This is a genomic window from uncultured Campylobacter sp., from assembly GCF_905371695.1.
In the GTDB taxonomy this organism is placed as follows: Bacteria; Campylobacterota; Campylobacteria; order Campylobacterales; family Campylobacteraceae; genus Campylobacter_A.
The window spans coordinates 1-16,370 of the sequence record NZ_CAJPMA010000033.1; the positions used below are offsets into that span (position 1 = coordinate 1).

The following is a 16,370-nucleotide window of genomic DNA, read 5'->3' on the forward strand; positions in this document are numbered from 1 at the left end:
TATCGTCGCGGTGTGCGGTAAGATTATGTTAATGCCGGGCCTTCCTAAAACGCCTGCGGCGGTAAATATGAAAATAGACGCTAACGGCGAAATAAGCGGGCTTGCTTAGGCGACCCGCCCGTTTTTTATTTATCCGATTTAACTTCTAATTTGCCGCGACCGCGAAAATTTTAAGCGAGCTAAAATGACTGATGAATTTTATATGAATTTAGCCCTAAACGAGGCGTGGAAATATCAAATTTTAACTTACCCGAACCCGGCCGTAGGCTGTGCGATATTAGATAAAAACGGCAAAATTTTAAGCGTAAAAGCGCATAAAAAAGCGGGATTTTTACATGCCGAGCCGCTAGCGGTTTTGTTTGCGCTTTTTGAGCAATCGCCCGAAATTTTAGAAAAATTTACGCGCGAATACGAAGCGAAATTCGGGGTAAAATTTTTAGGCGGCGCGAGCGCTCGGCAAGATTTCGCCGCCCGAAATTTACTAGCCGCGCTCGACGCGGCAGATCTAAACGCCGCGTTTTGTTACGAATTTATTCTAAAAAACCACAACGGCGCGCTTGCGGGAGCGCGGGCGTTCGCGACGTTAGAGCCCTGCGCCCATGAGGGTAAAACCCCTTCGTGCGCCAAGCTTTTAGCGGAGTTAAAATTAGACTCCGTCGTAATCGCGTGCGCGGACGAAAACGAGGCGGCTAGCGGCGGAGCGAAAATTTTAAAGGAAGCCGGCGTGCGCGTGGAGACGGGCGTTTGCGAAGACGCGGGGCGCACGCTTATCGAGCCTTTTAACGCGTGGCGACGCGGAAATTTTAGCTTCTTTAAGATCGCGCTTTGCGCTAACGGCGTAGCGACGGGCGGCGTCGTATCAAACGAGGAAAGCCGCGCTCACATGCACGCGCTACGCTCGGTCGTAGACCTACTCGTAATCGGCGGCGCTACCGTGCGCGCCGATCGTCCGACGCTTGATGCGCGACTAGCTTCGGGCGGCCGCGCCCCTAACGTGCTGATTTATTCGCGCGAGCGGGACTTTGACGCGGGCATTCCGCTTTTTAGCGTGCCCGGTCGCCGCGTAGAAATTTCAGACACGCTTGATAGCGCGCTAAAATCGGGGCTAACGATGATCGAGGGCGGCGAAAATTTCTTGCGCGAGCTTGATCCGCGCGTGCGCTGGGTTTTGATTTATAGATCAAGCGAGTTTAAAGACGCTCCCGCCGTGCGGCTAAATTTAAAGCTAACGCCTTTATTTAGCGGTAGGCTCGCGGACGGATTTTACGCGTGGTATAGGCGCGAGGATTAGGCTTGCCGCGCGCAAAATTCGCGGATTCTATCGCTTATTTGTCGTGCGGGAACTATGGCTGATTTACGGAAATTTATTTTACGGACAAGACTTAGCGCTAGTTAAATTTGCTGCCGTGCGCGACTAGACGCAGCGATAAACCTTACTCGCGCCTAGCCCGTCTTTACGCCGCCTTAAACCGCCGTCCGTCGCTGCTTCTAAAATGCCGTAAATTTACGTTACGCCGAATGCCTGCCGTGCGCGCCTCGTAAACGCCGACAAAACGCGCCGCATTAGCCCGCTCTTGCCGAATTTGCTCTTGCCGCCGACTTTCTAAGTTTATAGGCTAAAATTTTACCCGCGTCGCAAGCTCGCGACTAAATTTTCCGCCTTTTTGCAAATTTGTTGCCTGATTTGGCTCCGCTTCTCGTTCGATTAAATTTATAAATTTATCGCCCGCAAATCGGTAACCGCCCAGTTTCTTTTCAAAATCCATTTGATCTATTTTGCTCAGTTTCCATAGCTCATCCGCGCCAACCGGAGTCGAGTTTCTGTGGTCGTAGACTAGCATCTCGTCAAGGCCGTATTTTGAGACCATAAAGTCGTAGTTGTCTTTAAATTTCGAGATTATTTTCACGGCGCACCTTTAAATTTACCTCGCCTTAGCTTCAAAAAATGCCGAGATTAGCGAGTTTGCGCCTTGATTTATAAATTTTTGCACCGCTTTTTCGTAGACGGACGGCTTTGCCCAGACGGGCTCGGCCACGCCGCTTAGCTTTTCTAGCTCTGCGCGCGCGGAATAATAATCGCTCACCTCGTCGATAAGTCCGAGTTTTGCGGCATCGCGAGCGAGAAATACCCGCGCGTTGGCCCACTCTTTGCTTTTGTTTGCGTCCAGATTTCTATCGGCCGCCACGTCGCTTACGAACATCTCGTAGCTGGCGTTTACGAGTTCTTGCAGCTGCTCGCGCTCGATTTTGCTCCACGGGCGCAGAAACGTCCCCGCCTCTTTATACTCGCCCGCTTTTACGACTTGCTGCGAGACGCCGATTTTAGCCGCTAGCTCGCTAGCATCCGCGCCTTGCATTATCACGCCGATCGATCCGATAAACGCGCCCGGATTTGCTAAAATCTTGTTTGCGCCCGCACCCGCGTAGTAGCTACCGCTCGTCATCGACCCGCCCGCGTATGCGACCACGGGCTTTGCGGCGCGTAGATTTTTGACCGCCGTGTGTAGCTCGACGCTAGGCGCCAGCGCTCCGCCCGGGCTATCGATATAAAGCAGCACGCCCTTGATATCGCCGTCCTTGCGCGCGGCCTCGATCTTTTCTAGCGCCTCGCCGGCGTCCATGATCGCGCCCGATAGATTTATCTGGGTTAGGTTGGGCGGATTTACGCTCTCGCCCTTGCCGCTAAAAAATATCAAAAACACGATGAGCAAAAAGAGCATCGCCTTAAAATAGGTGTTTATGAAGCGAAAAACGGCGCCGACGCCGCGAAAAATAGTTCTTAAAATTTGCATCTTAATCCTTTAAATTTAGGGCTAAAATTTCACCCGTTCGCCGCCCACGTAGAGCCGCTCGCACTCTTTTGTCTGCAAGATTAGCTGCGTTATAAGCTCGCTTTGGCCTACGTCCGAAAACCCCTTAAATACGGCGATATCGGCGAATTTACCGACGGATAGCTCGCCCGAGTTTAGATTTAGCGCGCGCGCTCCGCCAGCGGTAGCGGCGATGAAAATTTCGCGTGCAAGATCGTTTAGTTCGCGGTTTGGATGCGTCATTAACGCCGCTCGCATCTCGCCTAGAAAATTTAGGCTGATATTCGAGCTAAGTCCGTCCGTGCCGATATTTAGGCTCAAATTAGCGCTCTTTACGGCGCTTAGATCGAGCGAGCGCGCGCCTAGCAGGCGATTTGAGACCGCGCAGTGCGTGATGCCGTGAAGCTCGGGGTCGAAATTTAGCTTTGTAAAATCCGCCCAAACGCAGTGCGTAAATAGCGTGCGAAGCCCCGTAAACATCGCTAAATACGCGCTTGGCGAATACATAGGCGCGGGAGTCGGCGTAAAGCGCTTTAAATGCGCGCCAAACGCGCCCGTCCCCGAAGTCAGCCATTCAAGCTCGTGCGAGCTTTCCAAAAAATGCGTCGAAACTAGCAAACCCCGCTCGCGGGCGAAATTTAGCGCTTTTGCCGCTAAGACCGGGTGCAAAGAATAGGGCGAATGCGGCGAAACGGCGGGCGTAAAGCGTTCGCCTTTTAGCTCGGCGCTTTGTTTAAAACGCGCCTCAAACGCGGCGAAATTTTGCTCGCAGACGGCCGGATTAGAACCTAAAATTTCGTTAAAAAACACGACGCGGGCGGGCGAAGCTGCTAAAATTTCCAAATCTTTGCCGAAGCTTGATACCGCGCCCACCGCGCCCACGCCGCTTTTTAGCATCGAATTTAGCGCGTCCGCCATTATTTTAGGCGTGCATTTAGCCGCAAGCTCGCCGCCTTTTTCTACGATCGAGCCTAGCCATTTTACGAAATCGCCGTAAATTAGGCTAGACGAGTTCGCGCTAAATTCCAAATGCGCGTGGGTATTGACAAACGCGGGCGTTATAATTGCATCGCCTAGATCGGTAAATTCGGCGTTTACGTAGCGTTTTTTAAGCTCGCGCGCGTCGCCTACGGCTAAAATTTCATTATCGAACGCGACCGCGCCGTCCTTTAAAATTTTACAATCCCGCCCGCCTAAGATTATGCTATTTGCTTTTAAAATTTTCATTTTCGCCCCTTGAAATTTTGCGATTGTAGCCAAAATTTAGCAATAAATTTGTATAATCAAGCCCGAAATTTCGAAAAAAGGACGGAAATGGCGGACAAAAATCTAAAAATAATGGTAATCCAAGGACCTAATATCAATGTGCTAGGGCTTCGCGAGCCCGGTATCTACGGCTCGATGAGAATGGAAGACATCCATGCGCAAATGAAGATCGTAGCCGATCAAAATAGCGTAGACATCGACTTTTTCCAAAGCAATTTAGAAGGCGAAATCGTCGATAAAATTCAAGAGTGCTTAGGCGAAGCCGACGGCATAATTATTAACCCAGCCGCCTACACGCACACTTCGATCGCTATTCGCGACGCGTTAAGCGCGGTAAATCTTCCCGTTATCGAGGTGCATATAAGCAATATTTACCGCAGAGAAGAGTTTCGCCACAAAAGCTTAGTAGCTGCGGTAGCTGCGGGTCAGATAGCGGGATTCGGCCCCGTGGGGTATCATTTGGCGATGATCGGCATGCTGCAAATTTTTGAACAAGTAAAAGCGATGAGAGCGGCGCAAGCGCAGCAATGAATTATATCTTAAAAGACGAAAGCGCGCTTTTTTTTGAATGCGGTTACAGCTGCGACAACGCGCTTTTGCTTAAAATTTCGGGAGAGAAATTTTTCTTAACCGACGCGCGCTATTTCTTTGAGGCTCAAACACTCGTAAAGCAGGGTGTTTGCGTCGTTTTGAGCGAGCGAAATTTAATAAAAGACGCGCGGGCGATAATCCGAAAATTTCGCCCCGCGAAGATCGCTTTTAACCCCCAAGAAATGAGCGTAGCAAGCTTTGAAGCGCTTTTTAAGGGGATTGGAGTAAGGGCGGTTCCGCGCGCGAATTTCTCGCAAATTTCGCGTATCGTAAAAACCGAAGACGAGATAAAAATTTTAAAGCGCGCCGCGCGGCTAGGAGCGGAGCGTTTCGACGAATTCGCCGCGTTCGTGCGCGAAAACGGCGAAGGAATGAGCGAACGCGAGCTATTTTTTAACGCCGAGCTTATTTTTAAAAAACGCGGCGAGCTAGACCTTAGCTTTTCGCCTATCGTAGCTATCAACGAAAACGCCGCTAAAGCCCACGCTCTACCGTCTGAAAAGCGTTTAAGAGCGGGCGATTTGCTGTTGCTGGACGCGGGGGTAAAATTCGGTCGTTATTGCTCGGATAGGACGCGTACGGCGTACTTTGACGAAAATTTTAACTTCGGCAAAGAGCAAAATTTTAAAGACGCCAGGCGCCAAGAAATTTACGAGATCGTAAAAGAGGCGCAAGCGCGAGCTATCGCGGCGGTTATGCCGGGCAAAAAGGCGCGCGAAATCGATGCGGTGGCTAGGAATTTTATCGCGGCGCAAGGCTTTGGGCGCGAATTTTATCATAGCACGGGACACGGCGTGGGCGTAGATATACACGAGCTGCCCGTAATTAGCGCTAGAAGCGAAACGGTAATAAAAGAAGGAATGGTGTTTAGCGTGGAGCCCGGGATTTATTTACCAGGAGAGCTTGGCGTGCGTATCGAGGACGTCGTGGTCGCGCGCGCGGACGGGGCTGAAATTTTATGAAGCTCGCGGGCGCTAGAAGGCTCGTAAAAAGCCGCTTTTTTCCGAGTAAATTTAGCGTGAGCGGAGAGTTTAAATTTTACGCCTTTATCGGATTAGGCGGTAATATCGGCGATACGAAAAGGCGGTTTAGCCGCTTTGTTCGCGCGCTTAGAAACGATAGGCGTTTTGGCGTTTGCGAATGCTCGCAAATACTTGAAAACGCGGCGTTTGGCTACGTTAATCAGTCCGATTTTAGCAACGCCGTAATCGGCGTAAGAACGAGTCTGGCGGCTAACGCGCTGCTAAAAATTTTACAGCGTTACGAGCTAAAATTTAAGCGCGAAAGAAGCTTTAAAAACGCGCCTAGAACGCTTGATTTAGACATTTTATATTTTAGCGGGCGCGCACGCGAAAGCGAGCGTCTAAGACTGCCTCATCCGGGCGCGCGCGAGCGTATCAGCGTGATCGTGCCGATGGGATTAATGGCGATTTAAAGGGGAAAATTTGGCTACGAAATTTTATACGTTTACGGGCGAGAGCAGTATCGAAGCGCTCAAAAAAGCGAAGGAAGCGTGCGGCGAAAAGGCGATTTTAGTAACTACTAAGCAAATTCAGGCGAAAACGATAAATAAAAAACCGCTTTACGAAATTTTAGTCAGCGTCGAAGAGGACGAAGCGCCCGCAAAACCGCGCCTAAACCCCAGAGCGGCGAACTACGAAAACGCCTACTCGAAATTTAACCAAAGCTACGAGCCTTCTCAAACTCGCGCCAAACCCGCGTCCCTGGCGCAAGCTAGCCAAAGTGCGGCTAAAACCCTCTCGCCCGAGCCTTACGGCGGCGAGCTAAAAAGCCGTCCGCTAGAAAATTCTCGCGAAATTTTAGACGCTTCTAGCGCGAATTTTAGCCAAAGCCCGCGCGGAAATTTAAAAGAGGGCGCAAAAGGAGGCGCCGACGAGGACGTGTTGCTTAATATCTCGCAAGTAGCCAAGGAGATTAGTCAAATCGCAAACGTAGATATGGCCGAAATCGACGAAAAGCCCCAAGTCGCGGGAGTAAATAAAAAAATCGACGACGTGGCGAGGCAGGTGTCGGCGCTAAGCGAAAAGATGGATCTAATGGCCGATATGATCTGGGAGGACAAGGCCTCGCAGCGCGATCATTTGGTTATCCCGCCGGAATTTGCTAGCATCTATAAATCCGCGAAACTAAGCGGCATGAAGGCCGAACATTTAGAGGCCATAATGACGACTACGATAGAAAATTTGCCCGCGTCTATGAAGGCAAATCCGACCGCGGTTAAGCGCTATTTTTACTCGCTTTTGCGAAATATGCTGCCTTGCAGAAAAGAGCCTAGCGTAAGAAAACAGCGCATTATGATGTTAGTAGGGCCTACCGGCGTAGGCAAAACCACGACGCTAGCCAAGCTTGCCGCGCGCTTTGCCTACGGCGGCGAGAAACGCTATAAAACAGGCATTATTACGCTAGATACTTATCGTATCGGCGCAGTCGAGCAGCTGTTTCAATACGCTAAAATGATGAAGCTGCCGATCCTAGACGTCATCGAGGTCGAGGATTTTAAAGGTGCGATAAAAACGCTAAATAGCTGCGATATGATCCTGATAGACACGACGGGAAATTCGCAATACGACAAAGAAAAGCTTGAAAGACTAGCTAGCTTTTTAAAGCACGGCGGCGCGCAGATAGACGTGAGTTTGGTGCTTTCGGCGGGCTCAAAGATCGAGGATTTAATAGAAATTTACGGCGGATTCGGTTTTTTAGGCATCGATACGCTAATTTTTACGAAATTCGACGAGACTAAAATTTTCGGCAACGTCTTTTCGCTAATTTACGAGACGGGTACGCCCGTTAGCTTTTTTAGCGTAGGGCAAGAGGTTCCAGACGATCTAGTCGAGGCTAAGAGCGAATTTTTAGTCGAGTGCGTGCTGGAAGGCTACAAAAAAGGCGTAACCGGAGAGCGCGATGAATAACCAAGCCAGACGGCTGCAAGATATCGTCTCGCCCGCAAACCCTACGAATAAAAATACGCATTTCGTAGCGGTAACGAGCGGTAAAGGCGGCGTGGGCAAAAGTACGATAAGCGCGAATCTAGCCAACGTTCTTTCGCAAAACGGTTATAAGACGGCGCTGTTAGACGCCGACATAGGGCTAGCGAATTTAGACGTTATTTTAAACGTAAAAATGGGTAAAAATTTGCTCCACGTATTAAAAGGCGAGTGCGGCTTGCGCGAAATTTTAGTGCCGGTAAACGAAAATTTGACGCTGATACCGGGAGAAAGCGGCGATGAAATTTTAAGGTTTAATAGCCAATTTTTATACGAGCGGTTTTTGGACGAGGCTAGCGAGCTGGACGATCTTGATTTTATGATAATAGACACGGGAGCGGGTATCGGCGGCAGCACGCAGACGTTTTTAGAAGCCGCCGACGAGGTCTTGGTAGTAACGGTGCCCGATCCTTCTTCTATCACCGACGCTTACGCCGTGATTAAAATTTTAAGCCGCTTTAAAGACAATCCTATGCTTTTGATGAATATGGTTAAAAGCGAAGCGGAGGCGGTTAGAATTTTTCAAAACATTAAGCGCGTGGCGGCGGCTAATATCGGCGGAAATTTACGCCTGGATTTGGCGGGGTTTTTGCAGATAGACAAAGGGGTCTCGCGTAGTATTAAGCAACGCACGCTATTTACCGACGATATGAAATTTAGCGCGGCGGCCGATCAGATAAGGATGATCGCGTCGAATTTACTGTTTAGGTTGGAACGAAAAGTGCTTGACGACAAAACCGGTCGAAGCTTTGGAAGCTTTTTAAGACGGCTAATCGAGCAATTTTAGCAAGGAGTGCGCATGAGAGCGGAAAATTTTATAGCGTTTTTTACGGTTTGCGGATTTTTTATAGGCGTAGTTTTTACGATTTTAAAAGTAAGCGAACCGATTGAAATGCTAGTTTATACGCTAATTATCACGTTATTTTTTTACCTAATCATTCACGTCGTAATCATGAACTACGTCGACGTTCGCCGCACCATGAAGCGCTTTTTCGATAAAGAGCGCCACGAGGAGATCGCCGAATACCTAATCTCCGAGCTCGCCGTCAGAGAAAAGCGTATGGATAATATAATGGCGATCGTAACTAATCAAGGCGCGGGCGAAATTTTAGGCAAAGAAGATGCAAAAAATAGAGCAAAAGCCGCTTAACCCCTACGCGCAAAATATTAAAAAAGCCCAAGACGACATAGTCTTGCAGTATATGCCCGCTCTTCGGGCTATGGCGTTTCGCCTAAAAGAACGCCTGCCTAATACCGTAGACGTGAACGATCTAATCGGCACGGGCGTGGAGGAAATGATAAAGCTATCGCGTAGATACGACAAGGAGCAAAACGACTCTTTTTGGGGATTTGCCAAAAAGCGCGTTTACGGCGCTATGCTTGATTTTTTGCGCTCGCTGGACGTCATTAGCCGCACGTCTCGCACGCTGGTTAAGTCCATAAACGCGGCGATAGACGAATATTTTAACGAGCACGAGGATGAGCCTAGCGACGAATTTTTGGCGAATAAGCTCGGCGAAGACGTGGAGAAAATTCGCGACGCGCGTGGAGTTAGCTCTATTATAACGCTGCTTCCGTTAGACGATCAGATCGAGCTTTCGGGCGGCGGAGATACTTTTGAATGCGTCGAAAAAGAGGATCTGATCGAAAAGATCGAGCGAATTTTGCAAAAATTTAACGAGCGCGAGCAGTTAATCATTCAGCTTTATTATTACGAGGAGCTAAGCTCGAAAGAAATTAGCGAAATTTTGCAAGTCAGCGAGAGTAGAATTTCGCAAATTCACAAGCGATTGCTTGAAAAAATACGAGAGAATTTGGGGGCTTAATGGCTGATATTTTAAGTCAAGAAGAGATCGACGCGCTACTTGAAGTAGTAGACGAGGAGGGCGACGCAAGCTCGATGGAGGTGCCCGCTAGCACCAAAGACGACCAGCGCCAGATAGTAATTTACGATTTTAAGCGCCCAAACCGCGTCAGCAAGGAGCAGCTTCGCGCGATAAAGGGCATCCACGACAAACTCGCGCGAAATTTGGCGTCTCAAATTTCAAGCGTTATGCGCAGTATCGTAGAAATTCGCCTGCATAGCGTAGATCAGATGACCTACGGCGAGTTTTTGATGAGTTTGCCGAGCCCTACGAGCTTTAACGTATTTTCTATTAAACCGCTCGACGGCAACTGCGTTTTGGAGATAAATCCGAGCATCGCCTTTCCTATGATAGATCGTTTGCTCGGCGGTAACGGCGAAAATTTCGAGACTAGCCGCGAACTAACCGATATCGAGGTAAATTTGCTAGACGCCGTGCTTAGGATGATAATGCAGCGTCTAAAAGAGAGCTGGGCGATGATAACTGATATGTATCCTAACGTCGAGGCCAAGGAAAGCTCGCCCAACGTCGTGCAGATAGTCAGCCAAAACGAGATCGTAATAATGGTAGTAATGGAGATAATCGTCGGAAATTCCAGCGGCATGATAAATATCTGCTATCCCGTGATCTATTTAGAGCCGATTTTAAGCCGCCTCGCAAACCGCGACATAATGCTAGGCGAAACTAGCGCTAAAAAAAGTAGAAACAAGGAGCTAAAAACGCTAATCGGACGCGCGGAAATTTTATACGAAGCGATCTTGGGGCAAACGGTAATTAGCGTAAACGAGTTTTTAAATTTAAAAGAGGGCGATATTTTGCGGCTCGATCGCGGCGCGGATGACAAAGCGATCGTTTGCATCGATAAAAAAGAGGTCTTTTTAGCGCAGATGGGGCTTCACCGCTTCCGCAAATCCATAAAGATCGAGCAGCTAATCCGCTCGGACAAAGACGAGATCAAAAATATACTAGAACGCTACGAGGAAGAGCGCAAAGCCAAGCTAATGGCATACGAAAACGAAGAAAATTTAGAGGAAGACGAAAACAATGAATACCATGAATGATTTTTTTAGCCTTTTTACCGGCGAGCTAAAAGCTACGATCGAGGGACTTACCGGCAGAGCGCCTGAAATAGGCGAAAGAAACGACTTCGACGCGCCTTCGCAAAACGGCATAAAGCCGCCCGTCGTAGTCGCGAACGTAACGCTAAAAGGAGACGTAAATACCAAAGCCGAGCTACTTTGCACGCCGGTGCTGGTAAGCGCGGTTAGCGAATGGATGATGGGCGAGGAGGAAATTTCTAAGAACGAAAATTTAGGTTCGGACGAGCTTGACGCGGCGAAGGAAATTTTCTCGAATTTGCTTTCGGCGTTCGCGACCTCTTTGGGCGCGCAAAAAGAGCTGCCTAAAATTAGCTTCGAAGTGGCGAGCGTAAATTTTCTAAACGAAGAGTCGGAACTTGATCTAGGCGCTTACGAAAAGCTATTTTTATTTAACGTGAAGATGGAAGATATTAGCGAGCACGTGGGCTTTGCGTGCGACCGCGCGCTAATGAAAATTTTTGAGCCCAAATCCGCCGAAGCGCAAGCCCAAACGCAAGAAGGCGGCGATGCCAAGAGCGCGGGCAAAAGCGATCTAAGCGCGGAAGAGATGCGAAATATCGGGCTTATCATGGACGTGCGCCTACCGATCCGCGTGCGTATCGGCTCGAAGCGGATGCTGCTAAAAGACGTGCTTAGCATGGATATAGGCTCGGTTATCGAGCTAAACCAACTCGCCAACGATCCGCTTGAAATTTTAATCGGCGATAAGGTCATAGCGCTGGGAGAAGTCGTGATAATAGACGGAAATTTCGGCATTCAGATCACGCAGATCGGCTCGAAGCGCGAGCGATTGCAGCAGCTAAAATAAGGCTAAAATTTGAACGAAATTTTAAAGGATTTTAAAAAATTTCCCAAAATTTTAGACTACGCCAATAAAAGCGTTACTTTTTTCGGCTCGGCTAGATTTAACGAGGATAACGAGTATTGCAAGGCGGCGCACGATTTGGCCTTTATGCTCGGCGAGCGCGGATTTGCGGTGGTTACGGGCGGGGGCGACGGCATCATGCGCGCGGCTAACCGCGGAGCGTTTGAAAGCGGCAAAGCGCCCAGCGTCGCGCTAAATATAAGGCTGCCTTACGAGCAAGAGACTAATCCTTACGCGACGGCGAAGTACCTTTTTTCAAATTTCAGCCCGCGAAAATTCGCGCTCATAGAAGGCTCGATAGCGTTCGTGGTATTTCCGGGCGGGTTTGGGACGCTAGATGAGCTGTTTGAAATTTTAGTACTCGCGCAAGTGGGTAAAAAACGGGCTAAAATTTATCTTTTCGGCGCAAAATTTTGGAGCGGACTGGACGCGTTTATCCGCCAAACGCTCGCCGCTCAAAAAACCATAAGCGAAGCCGACGTAAATTTATACGAAATCACCGACGACGTAGAGCGCATAGCGCGCGAAATTTGCGATATTTAAAATTCGGATATATAATCTCTCTTTTACTTTAAATTTACAAAAGGCGAAATTTTATGAAAATAATGGTGGCGATGAGCGGCGGCGTGGATAGTACGATGACGGCTAAAATTTTACAAGAGCAAGGGCACGAGATACAAGGGTGCTATATGATGCTGCACGATAAGCCCGGCTACCACGAGGAAAATATTCGAAAAGTGCGTAAAGTAGGGGATTTCCTGGGTATAAAAGTTCATATCTTAGACTTGCGGGAAAAATTTCACGAGTTCGTATACGATCCTTTCGTGCAGCTTTATAAAGAGGGCAAGACGCCCAATCCCTGCGCGCTTTGCAACCGCTTTATCAAGCTGGGCGCGCTACTAAATTTCGCCAAAGAGCAAGGCTGCGAAAAGCTAGCCACCGGGCACTACGTGCGCGTGATAGACGGCTTTATCACGCAGGCTTTGGATCCTAGCAAAGATCAAAGCTATTTCTTGGGGCAAGTACCCAAAGAGACGCTAAAAGACGTGATTTTTCCGTTAGGGGATAAATTTAAAAAAGATATTAAACAAATGGCGAGCAAGGTGAGCGTATTGCAAGAGTTCGCCACGCAAGCCGAGAGTAGCGAAATTTGCTTCGTCGAGGACACTTACATCGAGATTTTAAACCGCCATTACGATACGAATTTACCGGGCGACGTCGTCGATAAAGAGGGCAAAGTCATCGGTCGCCATCAAGGCTATATGCACTACACGATCGGCAAAAGGCGCGGATTTGAAGTATTCGGCGCGCACGAGCCGCACTTCGTCCTTAGTATAGACGCGGCTAAAAATCGTATCGTAGTCGGAACGAAAAACGATCTCGCGCAAAAAGAGGTCGAGCTTGAAAGCGTGAATTTATTTATCCAGGAAAGAGAATTCGACAGCGAAGTAAAGATCCGCTACCGAAGCCCGAAAATAGACGCTCGCGTGAAAGTCGGCGCAGACGGCAAAACCGCCGTGTTAACGTTAGCGCAAAACGCTCTTGGCGTGGCCAAGGGACAGCTTTGCACGATGTATGACGGTGATAGGGTGATTGGAAGCGGATTTATAAAATCCTAACCGCGCGTCGTCTCGTCGCGACACGCGACCGCTATCTCAAAATTTGTATAATTTTCTGCCCTTCGTGCGTCCGTATGCCCGTTTTCCGCCATTAAATTTAAGTCGCCTTAGTTTAGCTTAGTAACGCCCTTGCCCGTCCGCGCTCGCCGAACGGCGCCGCGCGAGCCGACCTTCGCGCGCGAATTAATGACGAATTTGCTCGCCGATTTTCCGAATTTAGCCGTCCTAGCCGCGATTCATCAAGAGGAGCTTAAAGATTTATTTAGCGCGGATCTGAACTTTCGCGGCGAAATTTAGCCGCGCGGCGATTCGTCTTAAAATTTAAGCCGCTTTTAGTTAAAATGCGCCTCAAATTTTACTACGAGGCAAAAAATGAGAGGCTATAAAATTTTCTCCGGTACCGCAAATATCGAGCTTTCCAGAAAAATTTCGCAGTATTTGTCGCTGCCGCTTAGCGAGGCTAGCATCAAGCGTTTTAGCGACGGCGAGATCAGCGTGCAAATCGGCGAGAGCGTGCGCGGCAAGGACGTATTCGTCGTGCAGCCGACCTGTGCTCCGGCAAACATCAACCTAATGGAGCTGCTAATCTTAACCGATGCGCTAAGACGCAGCTCGGCAAGCTCGATCACCGCGATAGTGCCTTATTTCGGCTACGCTCGCCAAGACCGCAAAGCCGCTCCGCGCGTGCCGATAACCGCAAAGCTCGTAGCCAATATGATGCAGACGGCCGGTATCGATCGCGTGGTTACGATGGATTTGCATGCGGGGCAGATTCAAGGATTTTTCGACGTGCCGGTCGATAATCTCTACGGCTCGATCGTATTTAACGACTACGTTAGATCTAAAAATTTACCCAATCCGATCGTAGCAAGCCCCGACGTAGGCGGCGTAGCGCGCGCCAGAGCGCTGGCTAAAAATCTAAATTTAGACATGGTTATCGTCGATAAACGCCGCGAAAAGGCTAACGAAAGCGAAGTGATGAACGTCATAGGCGACGTATCGGGTAAGGACGTGATACTCGTAGACGACATGATCGACACCGCCGGCACGATCGTAAAGGCCGCCGAGGCGTTTAAAGAGCGCGGCGCGGTAAGCGTAATGGCGTTTTGCACGCACCCGGTGCTCTCCGGACCCGCGTACGAAAGGCTCGCAAAAGGCGCGTTAGACGAGCTGGTGGTAACCGATACGATCCCGCTAAAAGAAAATTTGCCTTGTATTAAGGTGCTTTCCGTAGCGCCACTTTTCGGCGAAGTTATACGCCGCGTCTACCACAACGAAAGCGTAAATTCGCTATTCGTCTAGCCTAAATTTCGGCGAAATTTTAAAATTTTGCCGAAATTTTTCTTTTTAAATTCTCGTATTATTAGTTTGCGCCGATTGCAGGTTGAGTTTAAATGCGCTTTGCCTTGCCGTTTTGCCGCGATTTTGCGCGGCCTAGCTCGCCTATCTCAGATTTCGCCGTCGCCCGCCTGCGGTTATCGCGGTTTAAATTTACGCCGTTTTTGCGCGACTCGTAGCTTTGAGCGCTTGCGGCCGCGCTAAATTTTAAATTTTTGCGCCATAAAGCTAAGCTTGCCCGCTAAGCTCGTCTAGCAAATTTTGCAAATTTACGCCCGCTAAGCTATCAAACATCGATTTGCTGCGCGGAGCCAAATTTAGGCGTCAAAAGCGCCTCGATCCTGCCTCCTAGCGGACAAGGCGGCGGCGAGTTTTTGTGAATTTTAAAGATGTCGTTTTCGCCCTCGTTTACCGCCGAAAATATATCAAAAAGCGTGATTTGATCAGGCTTTTTAGCTAGGCTCGCACCGCCCGTGCCCGCGCTTACGTTTATCAAATTTGCAGATTTTAAAAGCCTGATTATATTTCGCACGATGACGGGGTTCGTACCGACGGTGCCGGCTAAAAATTCGCTCGTGTTTTTTTCGTCCTTAAAAAACTCGCAACTAAGCAGGATGTGGATAGCGATGGAAAATTTTTGTCCTATTTGCATAATCAGCCTTTGTTTAAATTTAAAAGCCGCGCGTCCTTTTTGCGCGGCGTTATTTTAGCTAAATTACGCAAAATTTTAAGCTCACACTCTCTCGCCTACTGCGGTAAAGCGCTTTTGCACGAAAGCGCCGTTTTTTAGCTCGTCTATGACCGCGAGCGCTAGGTCTGCGTAGCTGATGTAGCTCTCGTTTTTGGAGTTTAGTATTAGATTATCGCCGCCAAGGACGTATCTGCCCGTGCGAGCGCCGTTTGCGTCGTAGTCTCCGGCAGGCGAGACGTATGTCCAGAGCACATCACTTCTGCCTTTTAGCTCAAAAAACGACTCCGCCGTAGCCTTTGCGACGCCCATGTACTCGGCGGGGAAGCTTGGCGTATCCATAACCATCGTCTGCTTATCGTCCACGTATAGCGTACCCGCGCCGCCGATCACTAGTAGCCTTGTTTTCGTACCGCTAAGCGCGTCTGCAAGGTGTTTTGCTACCTTTTTATGAAGCCCAAATGTTTCGGGCGTCCATGTCGCAAATGCGCTGATAACGGAGTCAAAGCCAGCTAGATCGGCTTTGCTAAGCTCAAAAACGTCTTTATAGACCACCTTTACCGCGTCGTTTTTATACTCTTTGTTTCGCACGATAGCCGTTACGTCATGCCCTTGTTTTAGGGCTTCTTGCACCAAATTTGAACCTGATTTTCCGTTTGCTCCGATGATTGCTACTTTCATTGTTTCTCATTTAAATTTGATTTGTTTTTATTGCCGCTTAAATTTACAGCCAGCTCGGCTTATACTCCATAGCGCTAGCGATTTCGTCCGCCGCTTCGGGCGCGATATCCCTTGCTAGCCCGAACGCCGCGTCGATCCCGGCGCAAACGCCGGAGCTCGTGTAAATACCGCCGTCGCGCGTCCACCGCGCCTTGCGCCGCCATTTTACGCGAGGATTTAAAGACGTAGCCCACCTCCAAGCCGCCTTATTCGTAGTCGCGATTTTACCGTCTAGTTCGCCCGTAAGCGAGAGCAACGCAGAGCCCGTACAGACCGTAAGCGTGAATTTATGAGTTTTACAAAGGCTCTTTAAAGCGGCTATAAATCTATCGTCGCAGACCGCGCTTCGCGCGCCCATACCGCCCGGTATTAGCAAAATATCGCGGGCGCGGATTTCGCCTAAATCGCTCGTTAAAATTCGAGTATCCGTCGAGCTCGTTACGACGCCGCCGCTTAGCGAAAAGTATGAAATTTTAGAGTTCGGCAAGCGAGATAATACGTCC

19 protein-coding genes and 1 pseudogene are annotated in these 16,370 nt (G+C 49.2%); 14 read left to right on the plus strand and 6 right to left on the minus strand.

Translation table 11 applies throughout. The features are described 5' to 3' along the window. On the plus strand, positions 1–109 hold a 109-nt coding region (locus QZ147_RS04350), incomplete at its 5' end, for a formate--tetrahydrofolate ligase (RefSeq protein WP_295147459.1). A 75-nt stretch (positions 110–184) separates the two neighbouring features. Continuing rightward, positions 185–1,291 carry a bifunctional diaminohydroxyphosphoribosylaminopyrimidine deaminase/5-amino-6-(5-phosphoribosylamino)uracil reductase RibD gene (ribD, locus tag QZ147_RS04355; protein ID WP_295147415.1) on the plus strand — a complete coding sequence of 369 codons (1,107 nt, stop codon included), beginning with the start codon at positions 185–187 and terminating at the stop codon, positions 1,289–1,291. A gap of 325 nt (positions 1,292–1,616) precedes the next feature. On the opposite strand, the gene QZ147_RS04360 is transcribed toward ribD, so the two are convergent. From QZ147_RS04360 to QZ147_RS04370, 3 genes are read right to left on the minus strand one after another with little or no spacing between them, the layout of a single operon-like run. Beyond that, positions 1,617–1,907 carry a hypothetical protein gene (locus QZ147_RS04360; RefSeq protein WP_295147417.1) on the minus strand — a complete coding sequence of 97 codons (291 nt, stop codon included), beginning with the start codon at positions 1,905–1,907 and terminating at the stop codon, positions 1,617–1,619. A 15-nt stretch (positions 1,908–1,922) separates the two neighbouring features. Further along, entirely contained in the window at positions 1,923–2,792 is an 870-nt protein-coding gene (gene sppA / locus QZ147_RS04365; protein WP_295147419.1) for a signal peptide peptidase SppA, read from the minus strand. Positions 2,793–2,813: 21 nt separating this feature from the next. Beyond that, positions 2,814–4,037 (minus strand): metal-dependent hydrolase, encoded by a 1,224-nt coding sequence (locus tag QZ147_RS04370; protein WP_295147420.1) that lies wholly within the window; start codon positions 4,035–4,037, stop codon positions 2,814–2,816. 87 nt (positions 4,038–4,124) lie between these two features. Between QZ147_RS04370 and aroQ the strand changes: the two genes are divergently transcribed. From aroQ to QZ147_RS04430, 12 genes are all read left to right on the plus strand, one after another. After that, complete coding sequence (gene aroQ, locus QZ147_RS04375) at positions 4,125–4,607, plus strand: type II 3-dehydroquinate dehydratase (protein WP_295147422.1); 483 nt, start codon at positions 4,125–4,127, stop codon at positions 4,605–4,607. Then, positions 4,604–5,629, plus strand: a complete 1,026-nt coding sequence (locus QZ147_RS04380) for a M24 family metallopeptidase (RefSeq protein ID WP_295147424.1) — start codon at positions 4,604–4,606, stop codon at positions 5,627–5,629. The genes aroQ and QZ147_RS04380 overlap by 4 nt, the downstream gene beginning before the upstream one ends. Continuing rightward, positions 5,626–6,102, plus strand: coding sequence for a 2-amino-4-hydroxy-6-hydroxymethyldihydropteridine diphosphokinase (folK, locus tag QZ147_RS04385; protein ID WP_295147426.1), 477 nt, complete (start codon positions 5,626–5,628; stop codon positions 6,100–6,102). Before QZ147_RS04380 ends, folK begins: the two co-directional genes overlap by 4 nt. A 10-nt stretch (positions 6,103–6,112) precedes the next feature. Further along, positions 6,113–7,597: a flagellar biosynthesis protein FlhF gene (gene flhF, locus QZ147_RS04390; protein ID WP_295147428.1), complete on the plus strand. Its 1,485-nt coding sequence runs from the start codon at positions 6,113–6,115 to the stop codon at positions 7,595–7,597. Further along, positions 7,590–8,459, plus strand: coding sequence for a P-loop NTPase (locus tag QZ147_RS04395; protein WP_295147430.1), 870 nt, complete (start codon positions 7,590–7,592; stop codon positions 8,457–8,459). Before flhF ends, QZ147_RS04395 begins: the two co-directional genes overlap by 8 nt. 12 nt (positions 8,460–8,471) lie before the next feature. Next, entirely contained in the window at positions 8,472–8,822 is a 351-nt protein-coding gene (locus QZ147_RS04400) for a hypothetical protein (RefSeq protein WP_295147433.1), read from the plus strand. Then, positions 8,803–9,498 carry an RNA polymerase sigma factor FliA gene (locus tag QZ147_RS04405; protein ID WP_295147462.1) on the plus strand — a complete coding sequence of 232 codons (696 nt, stop codon included), beginning with the start codon at positions 8,803–8,805 and terminating at the stop codon, positions 9,496–9,498. The genes QZ147_RS04400 and QZ147_RS04405 overlap by 20 nt, the downstream gene beginning before the upstream one ends. Beyond that, on the plus strand, positions 9,498–10,598 hold the full coding sequence (gene fliM / locus QZ147_RS04410) for a flagellar motor switch protein FliM (protein ID WP_295147435.1): 1,101 nt from the start codon (positions 9,498–9,500) through the stop codon (positions 10,596–10,598). The genes QZ147_RS04405 and fliM overlap by 1 nt, the downstream gene beginning before the upstream one ends. Beyond that, positions 10,591–11,445: a flagellar motor switch protein FliY gene (fliY, locus tag QZ147_RS04415; RefSeq protein WP_295147438.1), complete on the plus strand. Its 855-nt coding sequence runs from the start codon at positions 10,591–10,593 to the stop codon at positions 11,443–11,445. Before fliM ends, fliY begins: the two co-directional genes overlap by 8 nt. 9 nt (positions 11,446–11,454) lie before the next feature. Continuing rightward, positions 11,455–12,045 (plus strand): TIGR00730 family Rossman fold protein, encoded by a 591-nt coding sequence (locus QZ147_RS04420; protein WP_295147441.1) that lies wholly within the window; start codon positions 11,455–11,457, stop codon positions 12,043–12,045. Positions 12,046–12,098: 53 nt separating this feature from the next. Then, on the plus strand, positions 12,099–13,121 hold the full coding sequence (gene mnmA, locus QZ147_RS04425; RefSeq protein WP_295147444.1) for a tRNA 2-thiouridine(34) synthase MnmA: 1,023 nt from the start codon (positions 12,099–12,101) through the stop codon (positions 13,119–13,121). A gap of 372 nt (positions 13,122–13,493) precedes the next feature. Next, the gene (locus tag QZ147_RS04430; RefSeq protein ID WP_295147447.1) at positions 13,494–14,423 is read left to right on the plus strand and encodes a ribose-phosphate pyrophosphokinase; all 930 of its coding nucleotides are present in this window, start codon (positions 13,494–13,496) and stop codon (positions 14,421–14,423) included. A gap of 264 nt (positions 14,424–14,687) precedes the next feature. Here QZ147_RS04430 and QZ147_RS04435 read toward each other — a convergent pair. The 3 genes and pseudogenes from QZ147_RS04435 to QZ147_RS04445 form a co-directional block, all read right to left on the minus strand. Next, positions 14,688–15,111, minus strand: a pseudogene (locus QZ147_RS04435) (Rrf2 family transcriptional regulator). Between the two features lie 81 nt (positions 15,112–15,192). Then, complete coding sequence (locus tag QZ147_RS04440; RefSeq protein ID WP_295147453.1) at positions 15,193–15,828, minus strand: NAD(P)H-binding protein; 636 nt, start codon at positions 15,826–15,828, stop codon at positions 15,193–15,195. 43 nt (positions 15,829–15,871) lie between these two features. Continuing rightward, positions 15,872–16,370: DJ-1/PfpI family protein (locus tag QZ147_RS04445; RefSeq protein ID WP_295147456.1), on the minus strand; the 499-nt coding region annotated here is incomplete at its 5' end.